Here is a 23016-nt window from a genome sequence, read left to right on the forward strand (position 1 = left end):
GCAAGCTTCGATGAAGATGAGTATTCGGTCGGCACGGACCCGCAGAGAGGTCGGACAACCATGAGCCGCGCACCGTTGCGCCCGGCGATTCGCGAGGCCATCGAGTTACTGCGGGCCGCGGGCGTGCACAGTCCGGGAGCCGACGCGGAACACCTTGCGGCACATGTGCTCGGCATCGACCGCATGCGGTTGGCGCTGGTGCCGCTGGTGACGCCGGACCAGCTGGAGGAATACCGCAAGCTCGTCGCCAGGCGGGCGGAACGCGTTCCGCTGCAACACCTTACGGGCACGGCGGCCATGGGCGAGATCGACTTGGCCGTCGGCCCCGGGGTTTTCATCCCGCGTCCGGAAACGGAGCTGATCTTCGCCTGGGCCCTGGCCCAGTTCGAGGCGATCGGCCACGAACACCAGCCGATCGTGGTCGATCTCTGCACCGGCTCGGGCGCGCTGGCCTTGGCCATCGCCCACGCCCGGCCCGACGCCCAGGTGCACGCGGTCGAACTGGATCCGGAGGCGCTGTCCTGGGCCAAACGCAACGCGCTGCAACTCGCCGAAGAGGGCGATACTCCGATCGATCTGCACGCCGGTGATGTCACCGACCCGGCCATCCTCGAGCATCTCAACGGCCGAGTCGACGTGGTGGTCTCCAATCCGCCCTACATTCCCGAGGGCGCGCAGCTGGATCCCGAAGTGACCGAACACGATCCGCATCGCGCCTTGTTCGGCGGGCCGGACGGCCTCGACGTCATCCGCCCCATGGTGGGCACCATCGCCCGGCTCCTGCGCGCGGGCGGTGCGACCGCGGTCGAGCACGACGACACCAACGGCTCCGGCGTCGCGGCGCTGTTCGCCGCGCACGGCGGATTCGCCGAAGTGGTCGAACATCCGGATCTGGCGGGCAAACCGCGGTTCGTCGCCGCGCGGCGTACCGCGGATTAGCGGTCGCGCGGAGCCGCTTTCGCTCCGGCGTTCCGCGGGTCGAAGACCGGCACCAAGGCGGGATCATTGAACGAGATGATCCGCGCGATCTTGCGTCCGATCAGGTCGAACACCTGAATGCCGTAGGGCTCGAAGCCGTTGTCGCCGACGCGCCGATAAATGATCACGGCGGGTTGCGAATTGGCGGCGGTGGGGGTCATCCGCCATTCGTAGGCGCGCATGACCCGGGCCGAGAAGAACCCGATCACCGCATCACGGCCGGTGAACCAGGTTGGGATGGGCGGCATTTCGAGTTCGACATCGGCCCGCAGCAAGACCGTGAGAGCGTGGGCGTCCGCTCGGGTGAAGGCATCGACGTAGTTGTCGATGAGCAGTCGCTGGGCCTGCTCGTCGGGTTCGGACAGATCCTCGGCCACCGGCCCGGCATCGGCCAGCCGCGTGCGGGCCCGGCGCAGGGCGCTGTCCACGGCGGCCGCCGTCATGCCCAGCATGTCGGCGACCTCGGCCGTCCGGAACGACAGGACGTCACGCAGGGTCAGAACGGCGCGCTGACGGGCGGGCAGGAATTGGAGCGCGGCGATGAAAGCCAGTCGCACTCCGGACTTCCCGGCAACGATGGCGGCCGGGTCGGTCGAGGTGAACAAATGGTCCGGGGCGGGCTGCAGCCAGGGGATCGCCGGATCACGGTCGGCCAGCGCGATGCGGTGATCGTCCTGCGGCCCGCCCAGACCCGAGGGAAGCGGGCGGCGGGCGCGGGTTTCCAAAGCGGTCAGGCAGACATTGGTGGCGATCTTGTAGAGCCAGGTTCGGACCGAGGAGCGGCCCTCGAACCGATCGAACGCACCCCAGGCCCGGACATAGGTCTCCTGGACCAGGTCCTCGGCATCGTGGATGGAGCCCAGGATGCGGTAGCAGTGGGCGAGCAGTTCCGGCCGGAAAGGCTCTGTCCGGGTGGTGAATTCGGCGGTCGAGGGCATGACTGGCTGCTCCTTGGGATGCGATCGAGAATAGGGGAGTGGTCAGCCGATCGGCTGGAGTCCGGCCCCGGTGAGCCGTGACTCCACCGCCGTACCGGGATCGGTGACCAACTCCAGCACGGCCTTGGCCACCTGCTCCGGGGTGAGGAAAGGCTGCAGCCCCTGCTCGAAGGTTTCCGGGGTGACGCCCTGGTAGGCGGCATAGGCGGCAATGGCGGCCGATCCCATCCCGGTGGCCGGCGTCAGCCACGGGAGCAGCGTGAGAAATCGGATCCCCAACCCCGCCCGCTCCGATTCCCCGGCCGCATACCCGCGCAGGAATCGAATCGCCGCCTTGGCACTGGCATACCCGCCACTGAGCGGCGACCCGCCGATCGCCGCCCCGCTCGATATCGACAACACCACGCTCCCGGACGCCAGCGGGGCCCGCAACGCCGCTTTGCTCCACTCGAACACATGCCGAGTATCGGCATTCCAATTGCGACTGAACGACTCCCAGTCCTGCTCCTGCACCGGCGCCATCCGCGGCGTCGCTCCGGCATTGAGCACCAGCAGATCGGGCTGATACGTCCGCAGGACCTCGGCGGCCACGCCCCCATCGGCCGCATCCGCGACAACGGGGGTGAACCGCTCGCCGAGCTCCTCCCGCACCGCCAGCAATTCCGCCTCCCCCCGCGCGATACCGACCACATCGGTATCCGCCGCCAGGAGCCCCTCGGCAACGGCCCGCCCGAACCCGCGGCTAGCGCCTGTAACGACAGCGGTCTCGAATGAATAAGACATCGAACTCTCCCAAGGGTGTGTGCGATCCGTACGAAATACAGACCACCCCCACCCCCGAAATCCGTCGCACCTCAAACGAACTTTCCAGGCTTCTGCCCACTCGCCCGAGAACCTGCCGTATTTCGCTGTCCGCCTCGAGCGCCAAGTGTGCGCCGTTCACCCCGAGCACTGTGCCAAGTGTGGGCCGTTCGCCTCGAGTGCTGTGCCAAGTGTGGGCCGTTGGCCGCGTGTGCTGTGCCAAGTGTGGGCCGTTGGCCGCGTGTGCTGTGCCAAGTGTGGGCCGTTGGCCGCGTGTGCTGTGCCAAGTGTGGGCCGTTGGCCGCGTGTGCTGTGGCGGGTGTGGTCCGTTGGCCGCGTGTGCTGTGGCGGGTGTGGTCCGTTGGCCGCGTGTGCTGTGGCGGGTGTGGTCCGTTGGCCGCGTGTGCTGTGGCGGGTGTGGTCCGTTGGCCGCGTGTGCTGTGGCGGGTGTGGTCCGTTGGCCGCGTGTGCTGTGGCGGGTGTGGTCCGTTGGCCGCGTGTGCTGTGGCGGGTGTGGTCCGTTGGCCGCGTGTCTGTGCCGGATGTGGTCCGTTCGACCCGAGAACTCTGCCGGGTGTCGGCTGTTGGCTCCGAGAGCATTGCCGGGGGTCGAGTGCTCGCGTCGGAGGGGCCGGGGGTTCAAGGGCTTGTTCCGGAGAAACTTGCCGGGGTTTCAGGGGCTTGCCTTCGAGAGTCTTGGGGGTTCGGGGGCTTGCCCCCGCTGTGGTTTCGGGGTTTCAGGGGCTTGCCCCTGAGAGCCACGGAGAGTTCGTTCATGCCAAGATGTTGCGCGTGAGTACCGTCTACGACTGTGCCGATCCCGATTCGCGTGCCGCCGGTCTGACCGCGGCGCGGAGCGCTCTGAAGTCGGGACGGCTTGCTGTCATTCCGACCGACACGCTCTACGGCCTCGCCGCCGATGCGTTCGACAGCCAGGCTGTGAGTGCGCTGCTGGCAGCCAAGCGCCGGGGGCGGGATATGCCGGTGCCGGTGCTGGTGGGATCGTGGAACACCATCGACGGGCTGGTGTTCTCGGTGCGCCCGCAGGCGCGGGAGCTGATCCGGGCGTTCTGGCCGGGCGGGCTGAGTCTCGTTGTGCAGCAGGCGCCCTCGCTGGCGTGGGATCTCGGGGACGCGCGCGGCACGGTGATGCTGCGGATGCCGCTGCATCCGGTGGCGCTGGAGCTGCTGCGCGAGGTCGGTCCGCTCGCGGTGTCGAGCGCGAACGTGTCGGGGCAGCCGCCCGCCACCACGGTGGACGAAGCCAAGGCGCAGCTGGGCGAGCTGGTCGGGGTGTACCTCGACGGCGGGCCCGCCGAGCACGCGGTCGCGTCGACCATTGTGGATCTGACGGCCGACACCCCGCGGATTCTGCGGGAGGGTGCGATTCCGGTGGAGAAGATCGCGGAGGTCCTCGGCATGTCGCCGGAGGAGCTGCGAGCAGCGGGCGCGCGGTGACGGCCGCGTAGATGTTGCTGAGTCAGGGCGTATTCAGCCAGGGCGCGGTGGTCCCGCTACGGGAGCTGGTGCTCACGCTGCTGGTCGCCGCCGTCGTCACCTTCCTGTGCACGGGCGGCGTCCGGGTGGGGGCCATTGCCTTCGGGGCGGTGGCGGTGCCGCGCGAGCGGGACGTGCACGTGAAGCCGGTGCCGCGCATGGGCGGTATGGGCATCTATCTGGGCGTGATCGCGGCCGTGCTGTTCGCGCATCAATTGCCGGCACTGCGCCGCGGTTTCGAGTATCCGAAGGATATTCCGGCGGTGCTGGCGGCGGGCACGCTCATCGTGCTGGTCGGCATCATCGACGACCGGTGGGGGCTGGACGCGCTGACGAAATTCGTCGGTCAGGTGACCGCGGCGGGCGTGATGGCGGTGATGGGTCTGAGCTGGGTCGCCATCTACAACCCGTTCACGAACGAGACGGTGGTGCTGGATCCGCTGCAGGGCGGCCTGGTGACCGTCGGCATTACCGTCACGCTCATCAATGCCATGAATTTCGTCGACGGCCTGGACGGTTTGGCCGCCGGATTGGGGTTCATCGCCTCGGTCGCGGTGTTCGTGTTCACCGTGGGCCTGCTCTACGAAGTGGGCGGTTCCACCGATACCTATCCGCCCGCGCTGCTGGCCGCCGCACTCGCCGGCGGCTGTCTGGGATTTCTCCCGCACAATTTTCAGCCCGCTCGAATTTTCATGGGTGATACCGGTTCCATGCTCATTGGATTGATGCTGGCCGCGGTGTCCACGGGCGCCTCCGGAAGAATTCCGCTGCAGGGTTACGGTCCGCGCGACATCGTGGGTCTGCTCTCGCCGCTGTTGCTGGTGGGCGCGGTGATGTTCATTCCGGTTCTCGATCTTGTTCTCGCCATCGTCCGCCGGGTCCGCGCCGGTGTGAGTTTCTCCACTCCGGACAAAATGCATCTGCATCACCGGTTGTTGCAGATCGGGCATTCGCATCGCCGCGTGGTCCTGCTCATCTACTTGTGGGTGAGCGTGCTGGCATTCGGGGCGGTCGGTACGTCGCTCATGGATCGCCGCCTGGTCGTCCTGCTGTTCGCCGCCGGCCTGGTATTCGCGCTCATCGTCACCGCGGTGCCGTCCTGGCGGGAACTGCACGACCGTGCCGGGCGCAAACCGCCGCGCGGCCCGAGTGTCGAAGCCGGGTAGAGTTGCCTGCCGTGAGCACGCCTTCTGATCCCGGTCCCGACGCCCCGCTGCGCGCGGCCCTGCGCTACGGCATCGCCGGTTTGGCTGTGCTGGTTGTGGTTTCGGCGATCGCGTCGACGATCTTCGCCGGCCTGCCCGGTCTGTGGGGCGCCCTGCTGGGCGCGGCCATCGGCGGCGGCTTCATTCTGACCACGGCCGCCTCGGTGCTCTTCAGCGCCAAGCTCGAGTCCGGTTTGCAGGGCATTGTCCTGCTCGGTAGCTGGGTCGGAAAGCTGCTGGTCGCGGTGGTCGTCATCGCCGCCCTGCAGCGGGTCGACTTCTACAGCCGCCCGGCCCTGTTCTTCACGGTGGTCGGGGCCCTGCTCATCGTGCTCGGCGCCGAGACGTACGGCCTTCTGCGCCAAAAGGTTCCGACCGTTCAGGTGGACCGCGACCTGTAGTCGCACTCGGCATATCCGGCCAAGTTCACCTGCTGTTTCCATCACCCCCTACACAGTGTCGTAGATGGCTTGGTAAACTCTTTACTTGTAAGCAACCGAAACAACAGGGGGGGTCACCTGAGACCCGCCTGAGAGCAGGTTATGCTTACAGCCGTACCGGACCCGAGTGGGTCACGGTTCTGCACCGTCGACGATGTCGCCGACGCGCGTACAGACGCCCGGGCCACGCCCGAACAGCTGCTGACGAACTTCGAGCCGACCTGAGTCGACCCACCAGATCGTCAATGTCCGATCGAACCGCAGGAGAAAAATATCTTCTGCGGCCCGAACACGGGAGAGAACGCTGAGCGTCACCATTTTGGCGGGCGAGTTCCACGCGCCGTCGCTTAACGACTTCTTCCCTCCAGCTGTGCTGTTCGAGGGGACGCCGTTCGAGCTCGACCGTCTGATGCTCATTCGCATCCTGATGTCGGCCGTGCTGCTGGCTGTCATGCTCCTTGCATTCCGGAGTCCGAAACTGGTCCCCCGGGGTCTGCAGAATGTCGCCGAAACCGGTCTGGTGTTCGTCAAGGAACAGATCAGTGATGAGGTGCTCGGCAAGGAAACGGGTAAGAAGTTCTTCCCGCTGATTGCCACCGTCTTCTTCTCGGTGTTGTTCCTCAACATCTCCGGCATCATTCCGGGCCTGAACATCTCCTCGAACGCGCGAATCGGCTTCCCGCTGGTTCTCGCGCTGGTGGCCTACGTGACCTTCAACTACGTGGGTATCAAGAAGTACGGCTTCCTGAAATACATGCGCTCGTCCATCGTGGTGCCGAATGTGCCCCCCGCTCTGCACGTGCTGCTCATCCCGATCGAGTTCATCTCGACCTTCCTGCTGCGCCCGTTCACGCTCACCGTTCGTCTCATGGCGAACATGCTGGCCGGCCACATCATGCTGGTGCTGTTCTTCAGTGCCACCCAGTTCTTCCTGTTCGATGCCGCCGCCTGGATGAAGGTGTTCTCCCCGTTCTCGCTGCTCGCGGGCCTGGGCTTCACCCTCTTCGAAATGCTGGTGGTCTTCCTGCAGGCCTACGTGTTCGCGCTGCTGACCGCCGTCTACATCGGTCTGGCGCAGCACGCCGACTCTCACTGACCGACCGGTACCAACACCACAAACCTGCTTCACACGCCGTCGGCGGGTGGGCGACAGAAAGGGAATGGAAATCACATGAGCCTCTCGTACCTGGCCCAGGAAGCCGTTGAGACCACCTCGAAGGGCTACGGCGCCATCGGTTACGGCCTGGCCGCCATCGGCCCGGGCATCGGCGTCGGCATCGTCGTCGGTAAGGCCATCGAGGGCATCGCCCGTCAGCCCGAGCTGCAGGGCCAGATCCGCACCACCATGTTCCTGGGTATCGCGTTCACCGAGGCCCTCGCGCTGATCGGCCTCGTTGCCGGCTTCATCTTCTGATTTCGGATACTGAAACCATGAGCAGCATCTATTTGCTCGCGGCTGAGGGGGCCGAAGAACAAAACCCCCTCATCCCGGAGCCGTACGACATTTTCTGGTCGGCGGTCTGCCTCCTGGTGATCGGCATCGCGTTCTACAAGTACGTGATCCCGCGCCTCACCAAGGTGCTCGAGGAGCGCTCGGAGAAGATCGAAGGCGGCATCGCCAAGGCCGAGGCCGTGCAGGCCGAGGCGCAGGCGACCCTGCAGCAGTACCAGGAGCAGCTCGCCGAGGCTCGTCTCGAGGCTGCCCGTATCCGCGAGGAGGCCCGCAACCAGGGCCAGGCGATCCTCGCTCAGATGCGCTCCGATGCGCAGGCCGAGGCCGACCGCATCGTGGCTTCCGGTCACGCGCAGCTGGAGGCTCAGCGCCAGCAGATCGTGACCGAGCTGCGGTCCGAGCTCGGCCGCACCGCGGTCGACCTGGCCGAGAAGATCATCGGCCAGTCGGTGGCCGACGAGGCCAAGCAGGCGGCGTCGATCGACAAGTTCCTCGCGGAACTCGATTCGAACGACCGCATCGGGGTCGGAAGGTAACGACGCGAAAGTGGGAAGCATGTACGCAGCGAGCCGTGAGGCGAGTTCCCGTGCGCGGGAAGCTCTTCGGGCCGCTCTGACCGGTAGCGACACCGTCGCGGAAACGACCGGCTCCGAACTGTTCGCCGTTGTCGCCGTGCTCGACGACCAGCGTTCGCTGCGTGTGGCGCTCGCGGATAAGTCGGTGTCGAGTTCGGCCCGCGCCGAGCTCGCCGAACGCGTCTTCGGGGGCAAGATCAGCGCGGCCACGCAGGCCGTGCTGACCACCGCGGTGGCCCAGGACTGGTCTCGCGCCCGCAATCTGGTCGACACCCTGGAACTGCTCGGCCGCGAGGCGCTGCTGCGCGCCGCGGACGACCGCGGCCGCCTCGGCGCCGTCGAGGACGAGCTGTTCCGGCTGGGGCGCATTGTCGAGGACAACCCGGAGCTGGAGCAGGCGCTCTCCGATCACGGCAAGCCCGTGGCGGCGCGCCGTGAGCTGCTGACGCGGCTGCTCACCGGCAAGGTCGAGGACATCACCCTCCAGCTCGCCGAGCAGGCGGTGGCGCGTGCGCACACCAACAGCATCGGCGAGGCCATCGACAAGCTGTCCGACCTGGCGGCGTCGCTCCGGGAGCAGATCGTGGCGCACGTGCGCGCCGCGGTGGCCCTGACGCCGCAGCAGCGGGAGCACCTGGCGGCTTCGCTGCAGCGCATCTACGACAAGCCGATCACGGTGCACGTGCAGGAGGACCCGAGCCTGCTGGCCGGCGTCGTCGTGCGCGTGGGCGACGACCTGATCGACGGCAGCGCCACCGGCCGGCTGCAGCGCCTGCGCCAGACCCTGGCCTGAGCGACACCACGGCCGCCGGCGGCCACCAACACACCGACATTCGAGACCACAGCGAGAGCAGGAAGAACATGGCGGAGCTGACGATCTCCCCCGATGAGATCCGTAGCGCGATCGAGAGCTACACCCAGAGCTACACCCCGGAAACCTCCATCGAGGAAGTGGGCGTCGTCACCGACACCGGCGACGGTATCGCCCACATCAGCGGCCTCCCCGGCGCGATGGCCAACGAGCTGCTGGAGTTCCCCGGCGGCGTCCTCGGCGTCGCGCTGAACCTGGAGGACACCGAGATCGGTGCCGTCGTCCTGGGTGAGTTCGACACCATCGAGGAGGGCCAGCAGGTCCGCCGTACCGGCGACGTGCTCTCGGTCCCGGTGGGCGACAACTTCCTCGGCCGCGTGGTGGACCCGCTGGGCGCCCCGATCGACGGCCTCGGCGAGATCGAGTCCGACGAGCGTCGCGTGCTCGAGCTGCAGGCCGCCACCGTGCTGCAGCGTCAGCCGGTCGGTGAGCCCATGGCCACCGGCATCACCGCCATCGACGCCCTGACCGCCATCGGCCGCGGCCAGCGTCAGCTGGTCATCGGCGACCGCAAGACCGGCAAGACCGCGGTCTGCGTCGACGCCATCATCAACCAGAAGGCCAACTGGGCCACCGGCGATCCGTCGAAGCAGGTGCGCTGCATCTACGTCGCGATCGGCCAGAAGGGCTCCACCATCGCGGGCGTCAAGGCCGCCCTCGAGGCGCACGGCGCCATGGAGTACACCACCATCGTCGCGGCCCCGGCCTCCGACTCCGCCGGCTTCAAGTGGCTGGCCCCCTACACCGGTTCGGCCATCGGCCAGCACTGGATGTACCAGGGCAAGCACGTCCTGATCGTGTTCGACGACCTGTCCAAGCAGGCCGAGGCCTACCGCGCCATCTCGCTGCTGCTGCGCCGCCCGCCGGGCCGCGAGGCGTACCCGGGTGACGTCTTCTACCTGCACTCGCGTCTGCTGGAGCGTTGCGCCAAGCTGTCCGACGAGATGGGCGCCGGTTCCATGACCGCGCTGCCGATCATCGAGACCAAGGCCAACGACGTGTCGGCGTTCATTCCGACCAACGTCATCTCCATCACCGACGGCCAGGTGTTCCTGGAGTCGGACCTCTTCAACAAGGGTGTCCGCCCGGCTATCAACGTCGGTATCTCCGTCTCCCGTGTCGGTGGCGCCGCCCAGACCAAGGCCATGAAGAAGGTCTCCGGTTCGCTGCGTCTGGAGCTGGCCTCCTACCGCGAGCTCGAGGCGTTCTCCGCCTTCGCCTCCGATCTGGATGCCGCCTCGCTGGCGCAGCTGGAGCGCGGCGCGCGCTGGGTCGAGCTGCTCAAGCAGGACCAGTACTCGCCGGTTTCCGTTGAGGATCAGGTTGTTTCGCTGTACCTGGTCGACGCCGGCTACTACGACTCGGTGCCGGTCGGCGACGTGCGTCGCTTCAATGCCGAGCTGCTGGAGAACCTGCACGCCACCACCCAGTCCGCGTTCGACGCCCTGGAGGGCGGCGCGAAGGCGCTCGAGGGTGAGGCCGCCGAGGCGCTCAAGGCCGCGACCGACAAGTTCAAGCAGGGCTTCCTGGCTTCCGACGGCAGCCGCGTCGTGAACGAGGCCGAGGCCGGTCCGCTCGACCACGAAGAGGTCGAGTCGCTGTCGGTCACCCGCAAGCACGTCGAGAAGTAAGACGGGCGAAGCGAATGCGACTGACTGACTCGAGGAATGAAGGGAGTGTGAACCGCTAATGGCAAGCGTGCGCGAACTGCGCTCCCGAATTCGTTCCGTGAGCTCGATCAAGAAGATCACCAAAGCGCAAGAGCTGATCGCGACCTCGCGAATCAGCAAGGCGCAGGCCCGGGTCGCGGCGGCCAAGCCGTACGCGGAAGAGATCACCAAGGTGCTCGTCGAACTGGCGAACGCCAGCGGCAATCTCACCCATCCGCTGCTCACCGAGCGGGCGAACCCGCGGCGGGCGGCGATCCTGGTCATCACCTCCGATCGCGGTATGTGCGGCGGCTACAACTCGAACGTGCTCAAGCGCGCCGAGGAACTGGTCACCACGCTGCGTTCCGAGGGCAAAGAGCCGGTGCTGTACGTGATGGGCTCGAAGGGCCTGACCTACTACACCTTCCGCAAGCGTGAGCTGAACGGATCGTGGGTCGGTTTCTCCCAGTCACCCCACTACGCGGACGCGTCCGCTGCGTGCAACCACCTGGTCGAGGCGTTCATGGCGGGCGCCGACGGCGAGGTTCCCACCCCCGACGGGGCGGGCACCATGGCCGGTGTCGATGAACTGCACATCGTCTACACGCGTTTCGTGTCGATGCTGTCGCAGGTGCCGGAGGTCCGCCGGCTGGCCCCCATCCAGGTCAGCTACGTGGACGAGAACTACGACATGGGACCGGACAGCTTCTCCGACTCGGAGACCGCTGACATCCACGCCCAGTACGAGTTCGAGCCGGATGCGGACAAGTTGCTCGGCGCGTTGCTGCCGAAGTACATCAACACCCGCATCTACTCGTCGCTGCTGGACGCGGCGGCATCGGAGTCGGCTGCGCGCCGCACCGCTATGAAGGCGGCCACCGATAACGCTACGGAGCTGGTGAATTCACTGACCCGTACCGCGAACTCGTTGCGCCAGGCCGGAATCACGCAGGAAATCACGGAAATCGTCGGCGGCGCCAACGCGCTGGCGTCGAGCTCGGACCGCGACTAAGCCGTAGGAAGAGAAGCAATGACCGCAGCTGTCACTAACGAAACCCGGGTTGGCGCCGGCACAGGCCGCGTCTCCCGCGTCATCGGACCCGTCGTGGACGTCGAGTTCCCGCGCGGTTCGATCCCTGAGCTTTACAACGCGCTGAACGTGGACATCGCGCTCCCGTCCGTCGCGAAGACCCTGACCCTCGAGGTTGCGCAGCACCTGGGCGACAACATCGTTCGCACCATCTCCATGCAGCCGACCGACGGTCTGGTGCGTGGCGTCGAGGTGCGCGACACCGGCAAGCCGATCTCGGTGCCCGTCGGTGACGTCGTCAAGGGCCACGTGTTCAACGCCCTGGGCGACTGCCTGGACACCCCGGGCCTGGGCCGCGACGGCGAGCAGTGGGGCATCCACCGCCAGCCGCCCGCCTTCGACCAGCTCGAGGGCAAGACCGAGATCCTGGAGACGGGCGTCAAGGTCATCGACCTGCTCACCCCGTACGTGAAGGGTGGCAAGATCGGTCTGTTCGGTGGCGCCGGCGTCGGCAAGACCGTTCTGATCCAGGAGATGATCACCCGTATCGCGCGTGAGTTCTCCGGTACGTCCGTGTTCGCGGGCGTCGGTGAGCGCACCCGTGAGGGCACCGACCTGCACCTGGAAATGGAAGAGATGGGCGTCCTCCAGGACACCGCCCTCGTCTTCGGCCAGATGGACGAGCCGCCGGGGACCCGTATGCGCGTCGCCCTCTCGGCCCTCACCATGGCCGAGTACTTCCGCGATGTGCAGAACCAGGACGTGCTGCTGTTCATCGACAACATCTTCCGCTTCACCCAGGCGGGCTCCGAGGTGTCGACCCTGCTGGGCCGCATGCCTTCCGCCGTGGGTTACCAGCCGACGCTGGCGGACGAGATGGGTCAGCTGCAGGAGCGCATCACCTCGACCCGTGGTCGCTCGATCACCTCGATGCAGGCGATCTACGTGCCCGCCGACGACTACACCGACCCGGCGCCGGCCACCACCTTCGCCCACCTCGATGCGACGACCGAGCTCTCCCGCCCGATCTCGCAGAAGGGCATCTACCCGGCCGTCGACCCGCTGACCTCGACCTCGCGAATCCTCGAGGCCTCGATCGTCGGCGAGCGGCACTTCCGGGTCGCCAACGAGGTCAAGCGGATCCTGCAGAAGTACAAGGAGCTGCAGGACATCATCGCCATCCTCGGTATGGACGAGCTCTCCGAAGAGGACAAGGTCCTCGTCGGCCGCGCCCGTCGCCTGGAGAAGTTCCTCGGCCAGAACTTCATCGTGGCCGAGAAGTTCACCGGTCAGCCGGGTTCGGTTGTGCCGCTGGAGCAGACCATCGACGACTTCGATCGCGTCTGCAAGGGCGAGTTCGATCACCTGCCCGAGCAGGCGTTCAACTCCTGCGGTGGCCTGGACGACGTCGAGGCGGCCGCGAAGAAGATCGCCGGGAAGTAGTCCACCATGGCGGATATGTCAGTTGATCTGGTCGCCGTCGAGCGGCTGCTGTGGTCGGGCCGGGCGAAATTCGTCTCCGCCCAGACCACGGAGGGTGAGATCGGCATCCTGGCCGGCCACGAACCGCTGCTCGGTCAGCTGGTCGAGGCCGGCACGGTGACCATCGTGTCCGACAGCGACGAGCGCATCGTGGCGGCCGTGCACGGCGGGTTCTTCTCGGTCACCGGCACTTCGGTGCGGGTGCTGGCCGAATCCGCTGATTTCGCAGGCGATATCGACGAGGCGGCCGCCCGCGCCGTGCTCGCCGACGAGAATGCGAGCCCGGCCGCGCTGACCAAGGCTCAGGGCCAGGTGCGCGCGCTCGAGAAGGCCGCCGAAGCCTGATCGAGTAGTTCGAGCAATTGAGCGGCGGCTCCAGGAAATTCCTGGGGCCGTCGCTCTCTTTGCATTTCGGGGGAGTGTGGTTAGATTCGATTGCCGGTCCACGGATGTGATCTGGACCATTCAGCGAAATCTCGGCTATTGCAGCGCTTCCAAGCGAGGGGTAGATGAGCGAGTTTCGAATCGGAAAGCGGACGGTCATCGCGCTGGCCGTCGCAGTGGGCATCGGATTCTTCTCACCGGGGGCGGCGTCGGCGGACGCCTGGGTGCCGCTGCCCGACGGGTACATCGAGCGGCCGGGGGTGAAAATCAGGAGTGTCGGTGAGCGCGCGATCATTTCGCCGTCACTGGCCGCCAACGGCGCGGGCCGCACCTCGTGGCTGACCGGGAATGTCAGCGCCGAGGTGGAAACCCCGGACGGCACGGTGGGCCCGAACAATGGCGCACAGAATTTCCCGGGCACCAATGGTTCCTCCACGCACGGCGCATCGGGACTGACGGTCGGCTATATCGTCGGCTGCCAGGTATCGGTCGGGTCATTGAATGCCAGCAATGGGCTGGCGATCACCACGAGCCCATCCCTGAGCGTGGGGTTCAGCTTCCCCCTCAGCGCCGGGCAGGTGTCCTTCATCGCCATCGACAATATCGATATGCCCAAGAGCGGCACGTATCACATTCAGTACCAGGACGTTCCAATGGAGATCCAGGGCTGCGGGGGATACGCGCAGGCCCGGCAATTCGCGGTGGTCGAGATCATCGGCAATGACTACAAGAAGGTCACCCTGTACGGACAGCCGTTCAGCATCGGCTGACGCGCTACTCGAGATGCGAAGGGAGCGAACATGTTCCGTGTGACGAAGCAGACTCGGATGGCGAGGTCGCTGGGCGTGGCGCTGGCCGCGGCCGCGGTGCTGAGCCTGACTTCCGCGGGCGCCGCGAGCGCGGACACCTTCATTCCGCTACCCGGCGGGCACATCACCCGCACGCTGGTGGACGGAACCGTGGTGACGGTGCGGATCGAGGAGGAGTCGGCGAAGATCAACCCCTCCATGGGGTCGACGCCCGTGCACCGCAATGTCTGGGTGAGCGGCCGGGCGGTCGTGGATGTGTCGGGGCCGAGCGCGGACTCCAGCACCATCAAGATCTCGCCCGGGTATGTCGTCGGCTGCCAGGTGGAGATCGGCGCCTTCACCGATTCGGGCACGGGCACGCAGACCGGGGACTGGGATCCGAGCACGCTGCCGGTGCTGGGGCAGTCCTTCGGCACCGGCATCACGCTGTCCCCGGGCCAGGCGCTCGGCCGTCTGATGCTCGATATCGAACAGCCCGACGACTACGGCAACGAGCACCACTATCGGCGCAACAAGGTGCCCGGCCCGCATGCGAGCGTGGAGTGGTTCGACGAGACCTTCGAGGTGCACGGCTGCGGCGGCTATGCGCAGGCCCGGTCGTTCGTGATCGCCTCGGTGGGCACCGAGACCCAGATCGGTGACGTGGCCCTTTGGGGTCAACCGTTCAGTATGGGTTGAGAGCCCGCAGTCTTTCTGCGAGCCGTGTGCATCACATTCGGTGGATGGCCGGACTCCGCGTTTCAACGGTCGCTAGTATCGACCACTAAGCGCGGGGTACCGCCCCTCCCGTTCGGGGGTTCGGGGGGTCGAAGCCCCCTGAGAGTCCCGAGAGTTGGGAAAGAACGGAGCGGCATTGCAGACCGGGATGGTGCTTCTGATCATTCTGGTGCTGCTGCTTGTCGCCTTGGCTCTGGCCTCCACCTATCGCCTGATCATGCTGCGCCGCGGCGGCACCGCCGCACTGCTGCGCACGCTGCCGGCGCGCGGGCACGGCGGGGGCTGGCGGCACGGCCTCATTCGCTACGACGAGGATTCGCTCGTCTTCTACAAGCTCTCCAGCTTGAAGCTCGGTCCGGATTCGACCATGCGCCGCCTGGGTATAGAGGTGAGCAATCGCCGTTCCCCGCAGGACGACGAGTACGACATCATGACCGACGAACTCATCATCACGCTCACCGACGGCAATGGCAGCTATGAGCTGGCACTCGACCGCGGTGCGCTGGCGGCCTTCCTGTCCTGGGTGGAGTCGCGGCCTTCCGAGCGAATTCGCCGCCGACCCAGCCACTGACGAACCACTCCTGGGGTTACGGTGATCGCGTGAGTGTGCACTTGACGCGGATCTACACCCGGACCGGCGATGACGGAACCACCGGGCTGAGCGACTTCTCGCGGGTGGCCAAGACCGACCCGCGGCTCATCGCGTACGCGGACTGTGACGAAACCAATGCCGCACTCGGGGTGGCCATTGCGCTGGGGCAGCCCGACGAGCGAATGCTCGGCGTGCTGCGCGCGGTGCAGAACGACCTCTTCGACGCCGGCGCGGACCTCTCGACCCCGGTCGTGGCGGATCCGAAATACCCGCCGCTGCGCGTCACCCAGCCCTATATCGACCGGCTCGAGAAGTGGTGCGACGAGTTCAATGAGCCTCTGGCGCCGTTGAATTCGTTCATCCTGCCCGGCGGCACACCGCTGGCGGCCCTGCTGCACACCGCCCGCACCGTGGCGCGGCGCGCCGAGCGCTCGGCCTGGGCCGCGGTCGACGCGCATCCGGACGACACCAGCGTGCTGCCGGCGAAATACCTGAACCGGCTGTCCGACCTGCTGTTCATCCTGAGCCGGGTGGCCAACCCGGACGGCGACATCCTCTGGCGGCCGGGCGGAGAGGCCACGAGCACGGGAGAGGCCCATTAGGCTGACCATCGTGAGTGAACGGTTTCTGGTGACCGGGGGCAGCAGGCTCGTCGGTGAGGTCGCGGTGGGCGGCGCGAAGAACAGCGTCCTCAAGCTGATGGCCGCCGCGCTGCTGGCCGAGGGCACGACGACGATCACGAACTGCCCGGACATCCTCGATGTGCCGCTGATGGCAGACGTGCTGCGCGGCCTCGGCTGCGATGTCGGCATCGACGGCGGCACGGTCACCATCGTGACGCCGACGGAACCGAAGTATCACGCCGACTTCCCGGCGGTCACCCAGTTCCGCGCCTCGGTGTGCGTGCTCGGACCCCTCATGGCGCGGTGCAAGCGCGCGGTGGTCGCGCTACCGGGTGGCGACGCCATCGGTTCGCGGCCGCTCGATATGCATCAGCAGGGTCTGCGGCTGCTCGGCGCGACCAGCGAAATCGAGCACGGCTGCCTGGTGGCCCGGGCCGAGGAGCTGCAGGGCGCGCGCATCCGGCTGGACTTCCCGTCGGTGGGCGCCACCGAGAACATCCTCATGGCCGCGGTGCTCGCCGACGGCGAGACCATCATCGACAATGCCGCGCGCGAGCCGGAGATCGTGGATCTCTGCAACATGCTGGTGCAGATGGGCGCGAAGGTCTCCGGCGCCGGTACCTCGGTGCTCACCATCGAGGGCGTCGACAAGCTCTCGCCCACCACCCACCGCGTGATCGGCGATCGCATCGTCGCCGCCACCTGGGGTATCGCCGCCGCCATGACGCAGGGTGACGTGCGGGTGACGGGCATCAATCCCAAGCATCTGTCGCTGGTGCTGGACAAGCTGCGCTCCGCGGGGGCGCGAATCTCGTTCGAACCGGATGGTTTCCGGGTGGTGCAGTCGGACCGCCCGCGTGCGGTCAACTTCTCCACCCTGCCGTTCCCGGGATTCCCGACCGACCTGCAGCCGATGGCCATCGGCCTGGCCGCCATCGCCGACGGCACCTCGATGATCACCGAGAACATCTTCGAGGCGCGCTTCCGCTTCGTCGAGGAGATGATCCGGCTGGGCGCGGACGCCCGCACCGATGGGCATCACGCTGTGGTGCGCGGTATTCCGCGCCTGTCCAGTGCGCCGGTCTGGTCCTCCGACATTCGCGCCGGCGCGGGCCTGGTGCTCGCGGGCCTGGTGGCCGACGGGGTGACCGAAGTGCACGACGTCTTCCACATCGACCGGGGTTACCCGGATTTCGTGGAGAACCTGCGGTCGCTCGGCGCCGAGATCGAGCGGGTCGGGACCGCCGATTAACGGCAGGTGTCGGGGAGGGTTCGCGAAAAACCGCTCTGAACAGGCGATTTGACATGCGAACAACCAACACGTAACTTATTCCAGGTCAGAGCGACACGGACACCGACCCGGGGCCGAGACGCCGAGCCGAAAGGCGAAGCGGGGCACAGGGAAACGAGGTTGTACGAGGAGCGCCTGATGATCACACTAGCTCCCCTCGAACAGCCGATTTGGTTCTGCTGCGACCGGCGAGCTAAGCTTGAGAAGTTGCCCAGCCGATCTAACGGGACAAAATCCCGGTGGATGGCTTGTGCGTGTGTTCTTTGAGAACTCAATAGTGTGTCGATGAATGTCAGTGCCAAATATTTAATTTGGTTCCGGCTCTTGCCCCCCGTGTGAGGGTCGGACATTTAGTCAGCTAATTTCCGGCTGGCGTTATCTTGCTGGGTTTTCGGACTCACGTGATTTTTCTGATTGGTCCTTCGGGATCGATTGAGAGTCTTCAACGGAGAGTTTGATCCTGGCTCAGGACGAACGCTGGCGGCGTGCTTAACACATGCAAGTCGAGCGGTAAGGCCCTTCGGGGTACACGAGCGGCGAACGGGTGAGTAACACGTGGGTGATCTGCCTCGTACTCTGGGATAAGCCTGGGAAACTGGGTCTAATACCGGATATGACCACGCACTGCATGGTGTGTGGTGGAAAGATTTATCGGTGCGAGATGGGCCCGCGGCCTATCAGCTTGTTGGTGGGGTAACGGCCTACCAAGGCGACGACGGGTAGCCGGCCTGAGAGGGCGACCGGCCACACTGGGACTGAGACACGGCCCAGACTCCTACGGGAGGCAGCAGTGGGGAATATTGCACAATGGGCGAAAGCCTGATGCAGCGACGCCGCGTGAGGGATGACGGCCTTCGGGTTGTAAACCTCTTTCGACAGGGACGAAGCGCAAGTGACGGTACCTGTAGAAGAAGCACCGGCCAACTACGTGCCAGCAGCCGCGGTAATACGTAGGGTGCGAGCGTTGTCCGGAATTACTGGGCGTAAAGAGCTTGTAGGCGGTTCGTCGCGTCGATCGTGAAAACTTGCAGCTCAACTGCGAGCTTGCGGTCGATACGGGCGGACTAGAGTACTGCAGGGGAGACTGGAATTCCTGGTGTAGCGGTGAAATGCGCAGATATCAGGAGGAACACCGGTGGCGAAGGCGGGTCTCTGGGCAGTAACTGACGCTGAGAAGCGAAAGCGTGGGTAGCGAACAGGATTAGATACCCTGGTAGTCCACGCCGTAAACGGTGGGCGCTAGGTGTGGGTTTCCTTCCACGGGATCCGTGCCGTAGCTAACGCATTAAGCGCCCCGCCTGGGGAGTACGGCCGCAAGGCTAAAACTCAAAGGAATTGACGGGGGCCCGCACAAGCGGCGGAGCATGTGGATTAATTCGATGCAACGCGAAGAACCTTACCTGGGTTTGACATACACCGGAAAGCCGTAGAGATACGGCCCCCCTTGTGGTCGGTGTACAGGTGGTGCATGGCTGTCGTCAGCTCGTGTCGTGAGATGTTGGGTTAAGTCCCGCAACGAGCGCAACCCTTATCTTATGTTGCCAGCGCGTCATGGCGGGGACTCGTGAGAGACTGCCGGGGTCAACTCGGAGGAAGGTGGGGACGACGTCAAGTCATCATGCCCCTTATGTCCAGGGCTTCACACATGCTACAATGGCCGGTACAGAGGGCTGCGATACCGTGAGGTGGAGCGAATCCCTTAAAGCCGGTCTCAGTTCGGATCGGGGTCTGCAACTCGACCCCGTGAAGTTGGAGTCGCTAGTAATCGCAGATCAGCAACGCTGCGGTGAATACGTTCCCGGGCCTTGTACACACCGCCCGTCACGTCATGAAAGTCGGTAACACCCGAAGCCGGTGGCCTAACCCTCTGGGAGGGAGCCGTCGAAGGTGGGATCGGCGATTGGGACGAAGTCGTAACAAGGTAGCCGTACCGGAAGGTGCGGCTGGATCACCTCCTTTCTAAGGAGCATCTGCACTGCTCGCGCTGAACAGTCAGCTGCGAGAGTGCCAGAGCCGCTTATGTTCCCGAATGTGGAACTGCGGAGCTCATGGGTGGAACGCTGACAACCTCCTCGCATCCGAGACGGTCACACGGCCGGCTCGCGAGGATATATCGACACACTGTTGGGTCCTGAAAGAACAGACGTTCTTTCCAGGCAAAAAACGACGAGACTCAATCCGCGAGTCATACCGCCGAGTTTTCTCGGGCTGGTGCCGCAGTAGTGAGAGGGTCTTGTGTGTTGTTTGAGAACTGCACAGTGGACGCGAGCATCTTTGTTAGTAAGTGTGTAAGAGCGTACGGTGGATGCCTTGGCACCAGGAGCCGATGAAGGACGTAGGAGGCTGCGATAAGCCTCGGGGAGCTGTCAACCGAGCTGAGATCCGAGGATGTCCGAATGGGGAAACCCAGCACGAGTGATGTCGTGTTACCCGCGCCTGAATATATAGGGCGTGTGGAGGGAACGTGGGGAAGTGAAACATCTCAGTACCCACAGGAAGAGAAAACAACAGTGATTCCGTGAGTAGTGGCGAGCGAAAGCGGAAGAGGCTAAACCAGGAGCGTGTGATAGCCGGCAGGCGTTGCGTTCTTGGGGTTGTGGGACCTACTTTCTCATTGCTGCCGCAGTGAGCGAAAGTCAGAAAAGATCGCGTTAGTCGAATTGGTCTGGGACGGCCAACCGTAGACGGTGAGAGTCCGGTAGACGAAAACGTGTTCTCTTTCGTAGTAGGCACCCGAGTAGCAGCGGGCCCGTGAAATCTGCTGTGAATCTGTCGGGACCACCCGATAAGCCTGAATACTACCTGGTGACCGATAGCGGACTAGTACCGTGAGGGAAAGGTGAAAAGTACCCCGGGAGGGGAGTGAAATAGTACCTGAAACCGTGCGCTTACAATCCGTCAGAGCCCTCCTTCGGGTGGGGTGATGGCGTGCCTTTTGAAGAATGAGCCTGCGAGTCATCGGTGTGTGGCGAGGTTAACCCGTGTGGGGGAGCCGTAGCGAAAGCGAGTCCGAATAGGGCGAGTGAGTCGCACACTATGGACCCGAAGCGGAGTGATCTACCCATGGCCAGGGTGAAGCGACGGTAAGACGTCGTGGAGGCCCGAACCCACTTAGGTTGAAAACTGAGGGGATGAGCTGTGGGTAGGGGTGAAAGGCCAATCAAACTCCGTGATAGCTGGTTCTCCCCGAAATGCATTTAGGTGCAGCGTCACGTGTTTCACGCCGGAGGTAGAGCTACTGGATGGCCTAGGGGGCCCACAAGCTTACCGAAGTCAGCCAAACTCCGAATGCCGGTGTGTGAGAGCGTGGCAGTGAGACTGCGGGGGATAAGCTTCGTAGTCGAGAGGGAAACAGCCCAGATCGCCGGCTAAGGCCCCTAAGCGTGTACTAAGTGGAAAAGGATGTGGGGTCGCGAAGACAACCAGGAGGTTGGCTTAGAAGCAGCCACCCTTGAAAGAGTGCGTAATAGCTCACTGGTCAAGTGATCCTGCGCCGACAATGTAGCGGGGCTCAAGTACACCGCCGAAGCCGCGGCATTCGCACATTATCTTGCCTTCGGGCCAGGAGTGCGGATGGGTAGGGGAGCGTCGTATGGCCAGGGAAGCGGCGGAGTGATCCAGCCGTGGAGGCCATGCGAGTGAGAATGCAGGCATGAGTAGCGAAAGACGAGTGAGAAACTCGTCCGCCGAATGACCAAGGGTTCCTGGGCCAGGTTAATCCGCCCAGGGTGAGTCGGGACCTAAGACGAGGCCGACAGGCGTAGCCGATGGACAACGGGTTGATATTCCCGTACCCGTGTACCCGCGCCAAATATCGAATCATCTGTGCTAATCGTCCAAATGTGGCGAGACCTCCTTCGGGAGGCTCAAAGCGGCTGCACGAGACCCTGGGTGTAGTAGGTAAGCGATGGGGTGACGCAGGAAGGTAGCTGGGCCAGGTGATGGAATACCTGGTGTAAGCGTGTAGGGCGTCGTGTAGGCAAATCCGCACGACACATGGCCTGAGACGTGATGCGTAGCCGATTGAGGCGAATTCAGTGATCCTATGCTGCCGAGAAAAGCCTCTAGTGAGTTGGTACACGGCCCGTACCCCAAACCGACACAGGTGGTCAGGTAGAGAATACTAAGGCGATCGAGATAACTGTGGTTAAGGAACTCGGCAAAATGCCCCCGTAACTTCGGGAGAAGGGGGACCCGATCTGGTGATAGGACTTGCTCCTGGAGCTGGGTTGGGTCGCAGAGACCAGAGAGAAGCGACTGTTTACTAAAAACACAGGTCCGTGCGAAGTCGTAAGACGATGTATACGGACTGACGCCTGCCCGGTGCCGGAAGGTTAAGAGGACCGGTTAGCGCTTCGGCGCGAAGCTGAGAATTTAAGCCCCGGTAAACGGCGGTGGTAACTATAACCATCCTAAGGTAGCGAAATTCCTTGTCGGGTAAGTTCCGACCTGCACGAATGGCGTAACGACTTCTCTGCTGTCTCAACCACAGACTCGGCGAAATTGCATTACGAGTAAAGATGCTCGTTACGCGCGGCAGGACGAAAAGACCCCGGGACCTTCACTATAGCTTGGTATTGGTGTTCGGTACGGTTTGTGTAGGATAGGTGGGAGACTGTGAAAGCCACACGCCAGTGTGGTGGGAGTCGTCGTTGAAATACCACTCTGATCGTATTGGACCTCTAACCTCGGACCCTGATCGGGTTCAGGGACAGTGCCTGGTGGGTAGTTTAACTGGGGCGGTTGCCTCCCAAAATGTAACGGAGGCGCCCAAAGGTTCCCTCAGCCTGGTTGGCAATCAGGTGTCGAGTGCAAGTGCACAAGGGAGCTTGACTGTGAGACCGACAGGTCGAGCAGGGACGAAAGTCGGGACTAGTGATCCGGCACCGGCAAGTGGAAGCGGTGTCGCTCAACGGATAAAAGGTACCCCGGGGATAACAGGCTGATCTTCCCCAAGAGTCCATATCGACGGGATGGTTTGGCACCTCGATGTCGGCTCGTCGCATCCTGGGGCTGGAGTAGGTCCCAAGGGTTGGGCTGTTCGCCCATTAAAGCGGCACGCGAGCTGGGTTTAGAACGTCGTGAGACAGTTCGGTCTCTATCCGCCGCGCGCGTCAGAAACTTGAGGAAGGCTGTCCCTAGTACGAGAGGACCGGGACGGACGAACCTCTGGTGTGCCAGTTGTCCCGCCAGGGGCACGGCTGGTTGGCCACGTTCGGAAGGGATAACCGCTGAAAGCATCTAAGCGGGAAGCCTGTTCCAAGATGAGGTTTCTCACCCCCTCGAGGGGGTAAGGCCCCCAACAGACCATTGGGTTGATAGGCCGGAACTGGAAGTCTGGTAACAGATGCAGGTGACCGGTACTAATAGGCCGAGGACTTACCAACAAAGAAGCTACGCGTCCACTGTGCGGTATCTGAAACAACACACAACTTCGTTGTGTGGGATGGATACCCGGGGGCTTCGCCCCCGGACCCCCTTAAGGGGTGTTCGAGGGGAAGCCCCTCGAAATATCCTCTTGGCACACGAAGTGTGACAGTTTCATAGAGTTACGGCGGCTATAGCGGTGGGGAAACGCCCGGTCCCATTCCGAACCCGGAAGCTAAGGCCACCTGCGCCGATGGTACTGCACTCGACAGGGTGTGGGAGAGTAGGACACCGCCGGAACATCATTCGCAAAG

The 23016-nt window shown here is 64.4% G+C and carries 19 protein-coding genes, 3 rRNA genes and 1 pseudogene; 20 read left to right on the forward strand and 3 right to left on the reverse strand.

Annotated elements, in window-relative coordinates; genetic code table 11:
- Positions 1 to 60 precede the first annotated feature (60 nt).
- On the forward strand, positions 61 to 939 hold the full coding sequence (gene prmC, locus ACYQ5L_RS06745) for a peptide chain release factor N(5)-glutamine methyltransferase (protein ID WP_459956324.1): 879 nt from the start codon (positions 61 to 63) through the stop codon (positions 937 to 939).
- Here the strand turns inward: prmC and ACYQ5L_RS06750 are convergent.
- Positions 936 to 1919: pseudogene (locus ACYQ5L_RS06750) on the reverse strand (sigma-70 family RNA polymerase sigma factor); the annotation flags it as partial. The gene prmC and the pseudogene ACYQ5L_RS06750 overlap by 4 nt on opposite strands.
- Positions 1920 to 1958: 39 nt before the next feature.
- Complete coding sequence (locus ACYQ5L_RS06755; protein ID WP_459956326.1) at positions 1959 to 2699, reverse strand: SDR family oxidoreductase; 741 nt, start codon at positions 2697 to 2699, stop codon at positions 1959 to 1961.
- Between the two features lie 810 nt (positions 2700 to 3509).
- Here ACYQ5L_RS06755 and ACYQ5L_RS06760 point away from each other — a divergent pair.
- From ACYQ5L_RS06760 to ACYQ5L_RS06770, 3 genes are read left to right on the forward strand one after another with little or no spacing between them, the layout of a single operon-like run.
- A complete protein-coding gene (locus ACYQ5L_RS06760) occupies positions 3510 to 4175 on the forward strand; it encodes an L-threonylcarbamoyladenylate synthase (RefSeq protein ID WP_459956328.1) in 666 nt (221 codons plus the stop codon).
- An 11-nt stretch (positions 4176 to 4186) separates the two neighbouring features.
- A complete protein-coding gene (locus ACYQ5L_RS06765) occupies positions 4187 to 5380 on the forward strand; it encodes a glycosyltransferase family 4 protein (protein WP_379200281.1) in 1194 nt (397 codons plus the stop codon).
- 2 nt (positions 5381 to 5382) lie between these two features.
- Positions 5383 to 5820, forward strand: coding sequence for a Cg1360 family ATP-synthase-associated protein (locus ACYQ5L_RS06770; RefSeq protein ID WP_379200283.1), 438 nt, complete (start codon positions 5383 to 5385; stop codon positions 5818 to 5820).
- 171 nt (positions 5821 to 5991) lie between these two features.
- Here the strand turns inward: ACYQ5L_RS06770 and ACYQ5L_RS06775 are convergent, their stop codons facing one another.
- Positions 5992 to 6177, reverse strand: coding sequence for a hypothetical protein (locus tag ACYQ5L_RS06775; RefSeq protein WP_379200285.1), 186 nt, complete (start codon positions 6175 to 6177; stop codon positions 5992 to 5994).
- Between ACYQ5L_RS06775 and atpB the strand changes: the two genes are divergently transcribed.
- From atpB to rrf, 16 genes are all read left to right on the forward strand, one after another.
- Complete coding sequence (gene atpB, locus ACYQ5L_RS06780) at positions 6131 to 6955, forward strand: F0F1 ATP synthase subunit A (protein WP_459963343.1); 825 nt, start codon at positions 6131 to 6133, stop codon at positions 6953 to 6955. The two genes, ACYQ5L_RS06775 and atpB, sit on opposite strands and share 47 nt — an antisense overlap.
- Before the next feature lie 75 nt (positions 6956 to 7030).
- A complete protein-coding gene (locus tag ACYQ5L_RS06785; protein WP_459956331.1) occupies positions 7031 to 7273 on the forward strand; it encodes an ATP synthase F0 subunit C in 243 nt (80 codons plus the stop codon).
- Positions 7274 to 7290: 17 nt separating this feature from the next.
- Positions 7291 to 7848, forward strand: coding sequence for a F0F1 ATP synthase subunit B (locus ACYQ5L_RS06790; protein ID WP_459956333.1), 558 nt, complete (start codon positions 7291 to 7293; stop codon positions 7846 to 7848).
- Positions 7849 to 7867: 19 nt separating this feature from the next.
- Entirely contained in the window at positions 7868 to 8680 is an 813-nt protein-coding gene (locus ACYQ5L_RS06795) for a F0F1 ATP synthase subunit delta (RefSeq protein WP_459956335.1), read from the forward strand.
- A 68-nt stretch (positions 8681 to 8748) separates the two neighbouring features.
- The gene (atpA, locus tag ACYQ5L_RS06800) at positions 8749 to 10389 is read left to right on the forward strand and encodes a F0F1 ATP synthase subunit alpha (protein WP_459956337.1); all 1641 of its coding nucleotides are present in this window, start codon (positions 8749 to 8751) and stop codon (positions 10387 to 10389) included.
- Positions 10390 to 10447: 58 nt separating this feature from the next.
- A complete protein-coding gene (locus ACYQ5L_RS06805) occupies positions 10448 to 11419 on the forward strand; it encodes a F0F1 ATP synthase subunit gamma (RefSeq protein ID WP_459956339.1) in 972 nt (323 codons plus the stop codon).
- An 18-nt stretch (positions 11420 to 11437) separates the two neighbouring features.
- Positions 11438 to 12880: a F0F1 ATP synthase subunit beta gene (gene atpD / locus ACYQ5L_RS06810; RefSeq protein ID WP_459956341.1), complete on the forward strand. Its 1443-nt coding sequence runs from the start codon at positions 11438 to 11440 to the stop codon at positions 12878 to 12880.
- A gap of 6 nt (positions 12881 to 12886) precedes the next feature.
- On the forward strand, positions 12887 to 13264 hold the full coding sequence (locus tag ACYQ5L_RS06815; RefSeq protein ID WP_459956342.1) for a F0F1 ATP synthase subunit epsilon: 378 nt from the start codon (positions 12887 to 12889) through the stop codon (positions 13262 to 13264).
- Positions 13265 to 13428: 164 nt separating this feature from the next.
- Complete coding sequence (locus ACYQ5L_RS06820; RefSeq protein ID WP_459956344.1) at positions 13429 to 14073, forward strand: MspA family porin; 645 nt, start codon at positions 13429 to 13431, stop codon at positions 14071 to 14073.
- 30 nt (positions 14074 to 14103) lie between these two features.
- Positions 14104 to 14790: an MspA family porin gene (locus ACYQ5L_RS06825; protein ID WP_459956345.1), complete on the forward strand. Its 687-nt coding sequence runs from the start codon at positions 14104 to 14106 to the stop codon at positions 14788 to 14790.
- A gap of 187 nt (positions 14791 to 14977) precedes the next feature.
- Complete coding sequence (locus tag ACYQ5L_RS06830; RefSeq protein WP_379200328.1) at positions 14978 to 15400, forward strand: DUF2550 domain-containing protein; 423 nt, start codon at positions 14978 to 14980, stop codon at positions 15398 to 15400.
- 29 nt (positions 15401 to 15429) lie between these two features.
- Positions 15430 to 16023, forward strand: a complete 594-nt coding sequence (locus ACYQ5L_RS06835) for a cob(I)yrinic acid a,c-diamide adenosyltransferase (RefSeq protein WP_459956347.1) — start codon at positions 15430 to 15432, stop codon at positions 16021 to 16023.
- Positions 16024 to 16033: 10 nt separating this feature from the next.
- On the forward strand, positions 16034 to 17296 hold the full coding sequence (gene murA / locus ACYQ5L_RS06840) for a UDP-N-acetylglucosamine 1-carboxyvinyltransferase (protein WP_379200306.1): 1263 nt from the start codon (positions 16034 to 16036) through the stop codon (positions 17294 to 17296).
- A gap of 481 nt (positions 17297 to 17777) precedes the next feature.
- Positions 17778 to 19294 (forward strand): 16S ribosomal RNA (locus ACYQ5L_RS06845).
- 319 nt (positions 19295 to 19613) lie between these two features.
- A 23S ribosomal RNA gene (locus ACYQ5L_RS06850) occupies positions 19614 to 22722 on the forward strand.
- Between the two features lie 163 nt (positions 22723 to 22885).
- Positions 22886 to 23002, forward strand: a 5S ribosomal RNA gene (gene rrf, locus ACYQ5L_RS06855).
- Together the 16S, 23S and 5S rRNA genes form the textbook arrangement of a ribosomal RNA operon.
- Positions 23003 to 23016: the final 14 nt, after the last annotated feature.

Source organism: Nocardia sp. IFM 10818 (genome assembly GCF_054655275.1).

Coding starts and splice junctions, on each gene's coding strand:
- prmC (WP_459956324.1), top strand. CDS start 61: ATGAGCCGCGCACCGTTGCGCCCGGCGATTCGCGAGGCCATCGAGTTA.
- ACYQ5L_RS06755 (WP_459956326.1), bottom strand. CDS start 2,699: ATGTCTTATTCATTCGAGACCGCTGTCGTTACAGGCGCTAGCCGCGGG.
- ACYQ5L_RS06765 (WP_379200281.1), top strand. CDS start 4,187: ATGTTGCTGAGTCAGGGCGTATTCAGCCAGGGCGCGGTGGTCCCGCTA.
- ACYQ5L_RS06775 (WP_379200285.1), bottom strand. CDS start 6,177: ATGGTGACGCTCAGCGTTCTCTCCCGTGTTCGGGCCGCAGAAGATATT.
- ACYQ5L_RS06785 (WP_459956331.1), top strand. CDS start 7,031: ATGAGCCTCTCGTACCTGGCCCAGGAAGCCGTTGAGACCACCTCGAAG.
- ACYQ5L_RS06790 (WP_459956333.1), top strand. CDS start 7,291: ATGAGCAGCATCTATTTGCTCGCGGCTGAGGGGGCCGAAGAACAAAAC.
- ACYQ5L_RS06795 (WP_459956335.1), top strand. CDS start 7,868: ATGTACGCAGCGAGCCGTGAGGCGAGTTCCCGTGCGCGGGAAGCTCTT.
- atpA (WP_459956337.1), top strand. CDS start 8,749: ATGGCGGAGCTGACGATCTCCCCCGATGAGATCCGTAGCGCGATCGAG.
- ACYQ5L_RS06805 (WP_459956339.1), top strand. CDS start 10,448: ATGGCAAGCGTGCGCGAACTGCGCTCCCGAATTCGTTCCGTGAGCTCG.
- atpD (WP_459956341.1), top strand. CDS start 11,438: ATGACCGCAGCTGTCACTAACGAAACCCGGGTTGGCGCCGGCACAGGC.
- ACYQ5L_RS06815 (WP_459956342.1), top strand. CDS start 12,887: ATGGCGGATATGTCAGTTGATCTGGTCGCCGTCGAGCGGCTGCTGTGG.
- ACYQ5L_RS06820 (WP_459956344.1), top strand. CDS start 13,429: ATGAGCGAGTTTCGAATCGGAAAGCGGACGGTCATCGCGCTGGCCGTC.
- ACYQ5L_RS06825 (WP_459956345.1), top strand. CDS start 14,104: ATGTTCCGTGTGACGAAGCAGACTCGGATGGCGAGGTCGCTGGGCGTG.
- ACYQ5L_RS06830 (WP_379200328.1), top strand. CDS start 14,978: ATGGTGCTTCTGATCATTCTGGTGCTGCTGCTTGTCGCCTTGGCTCTG.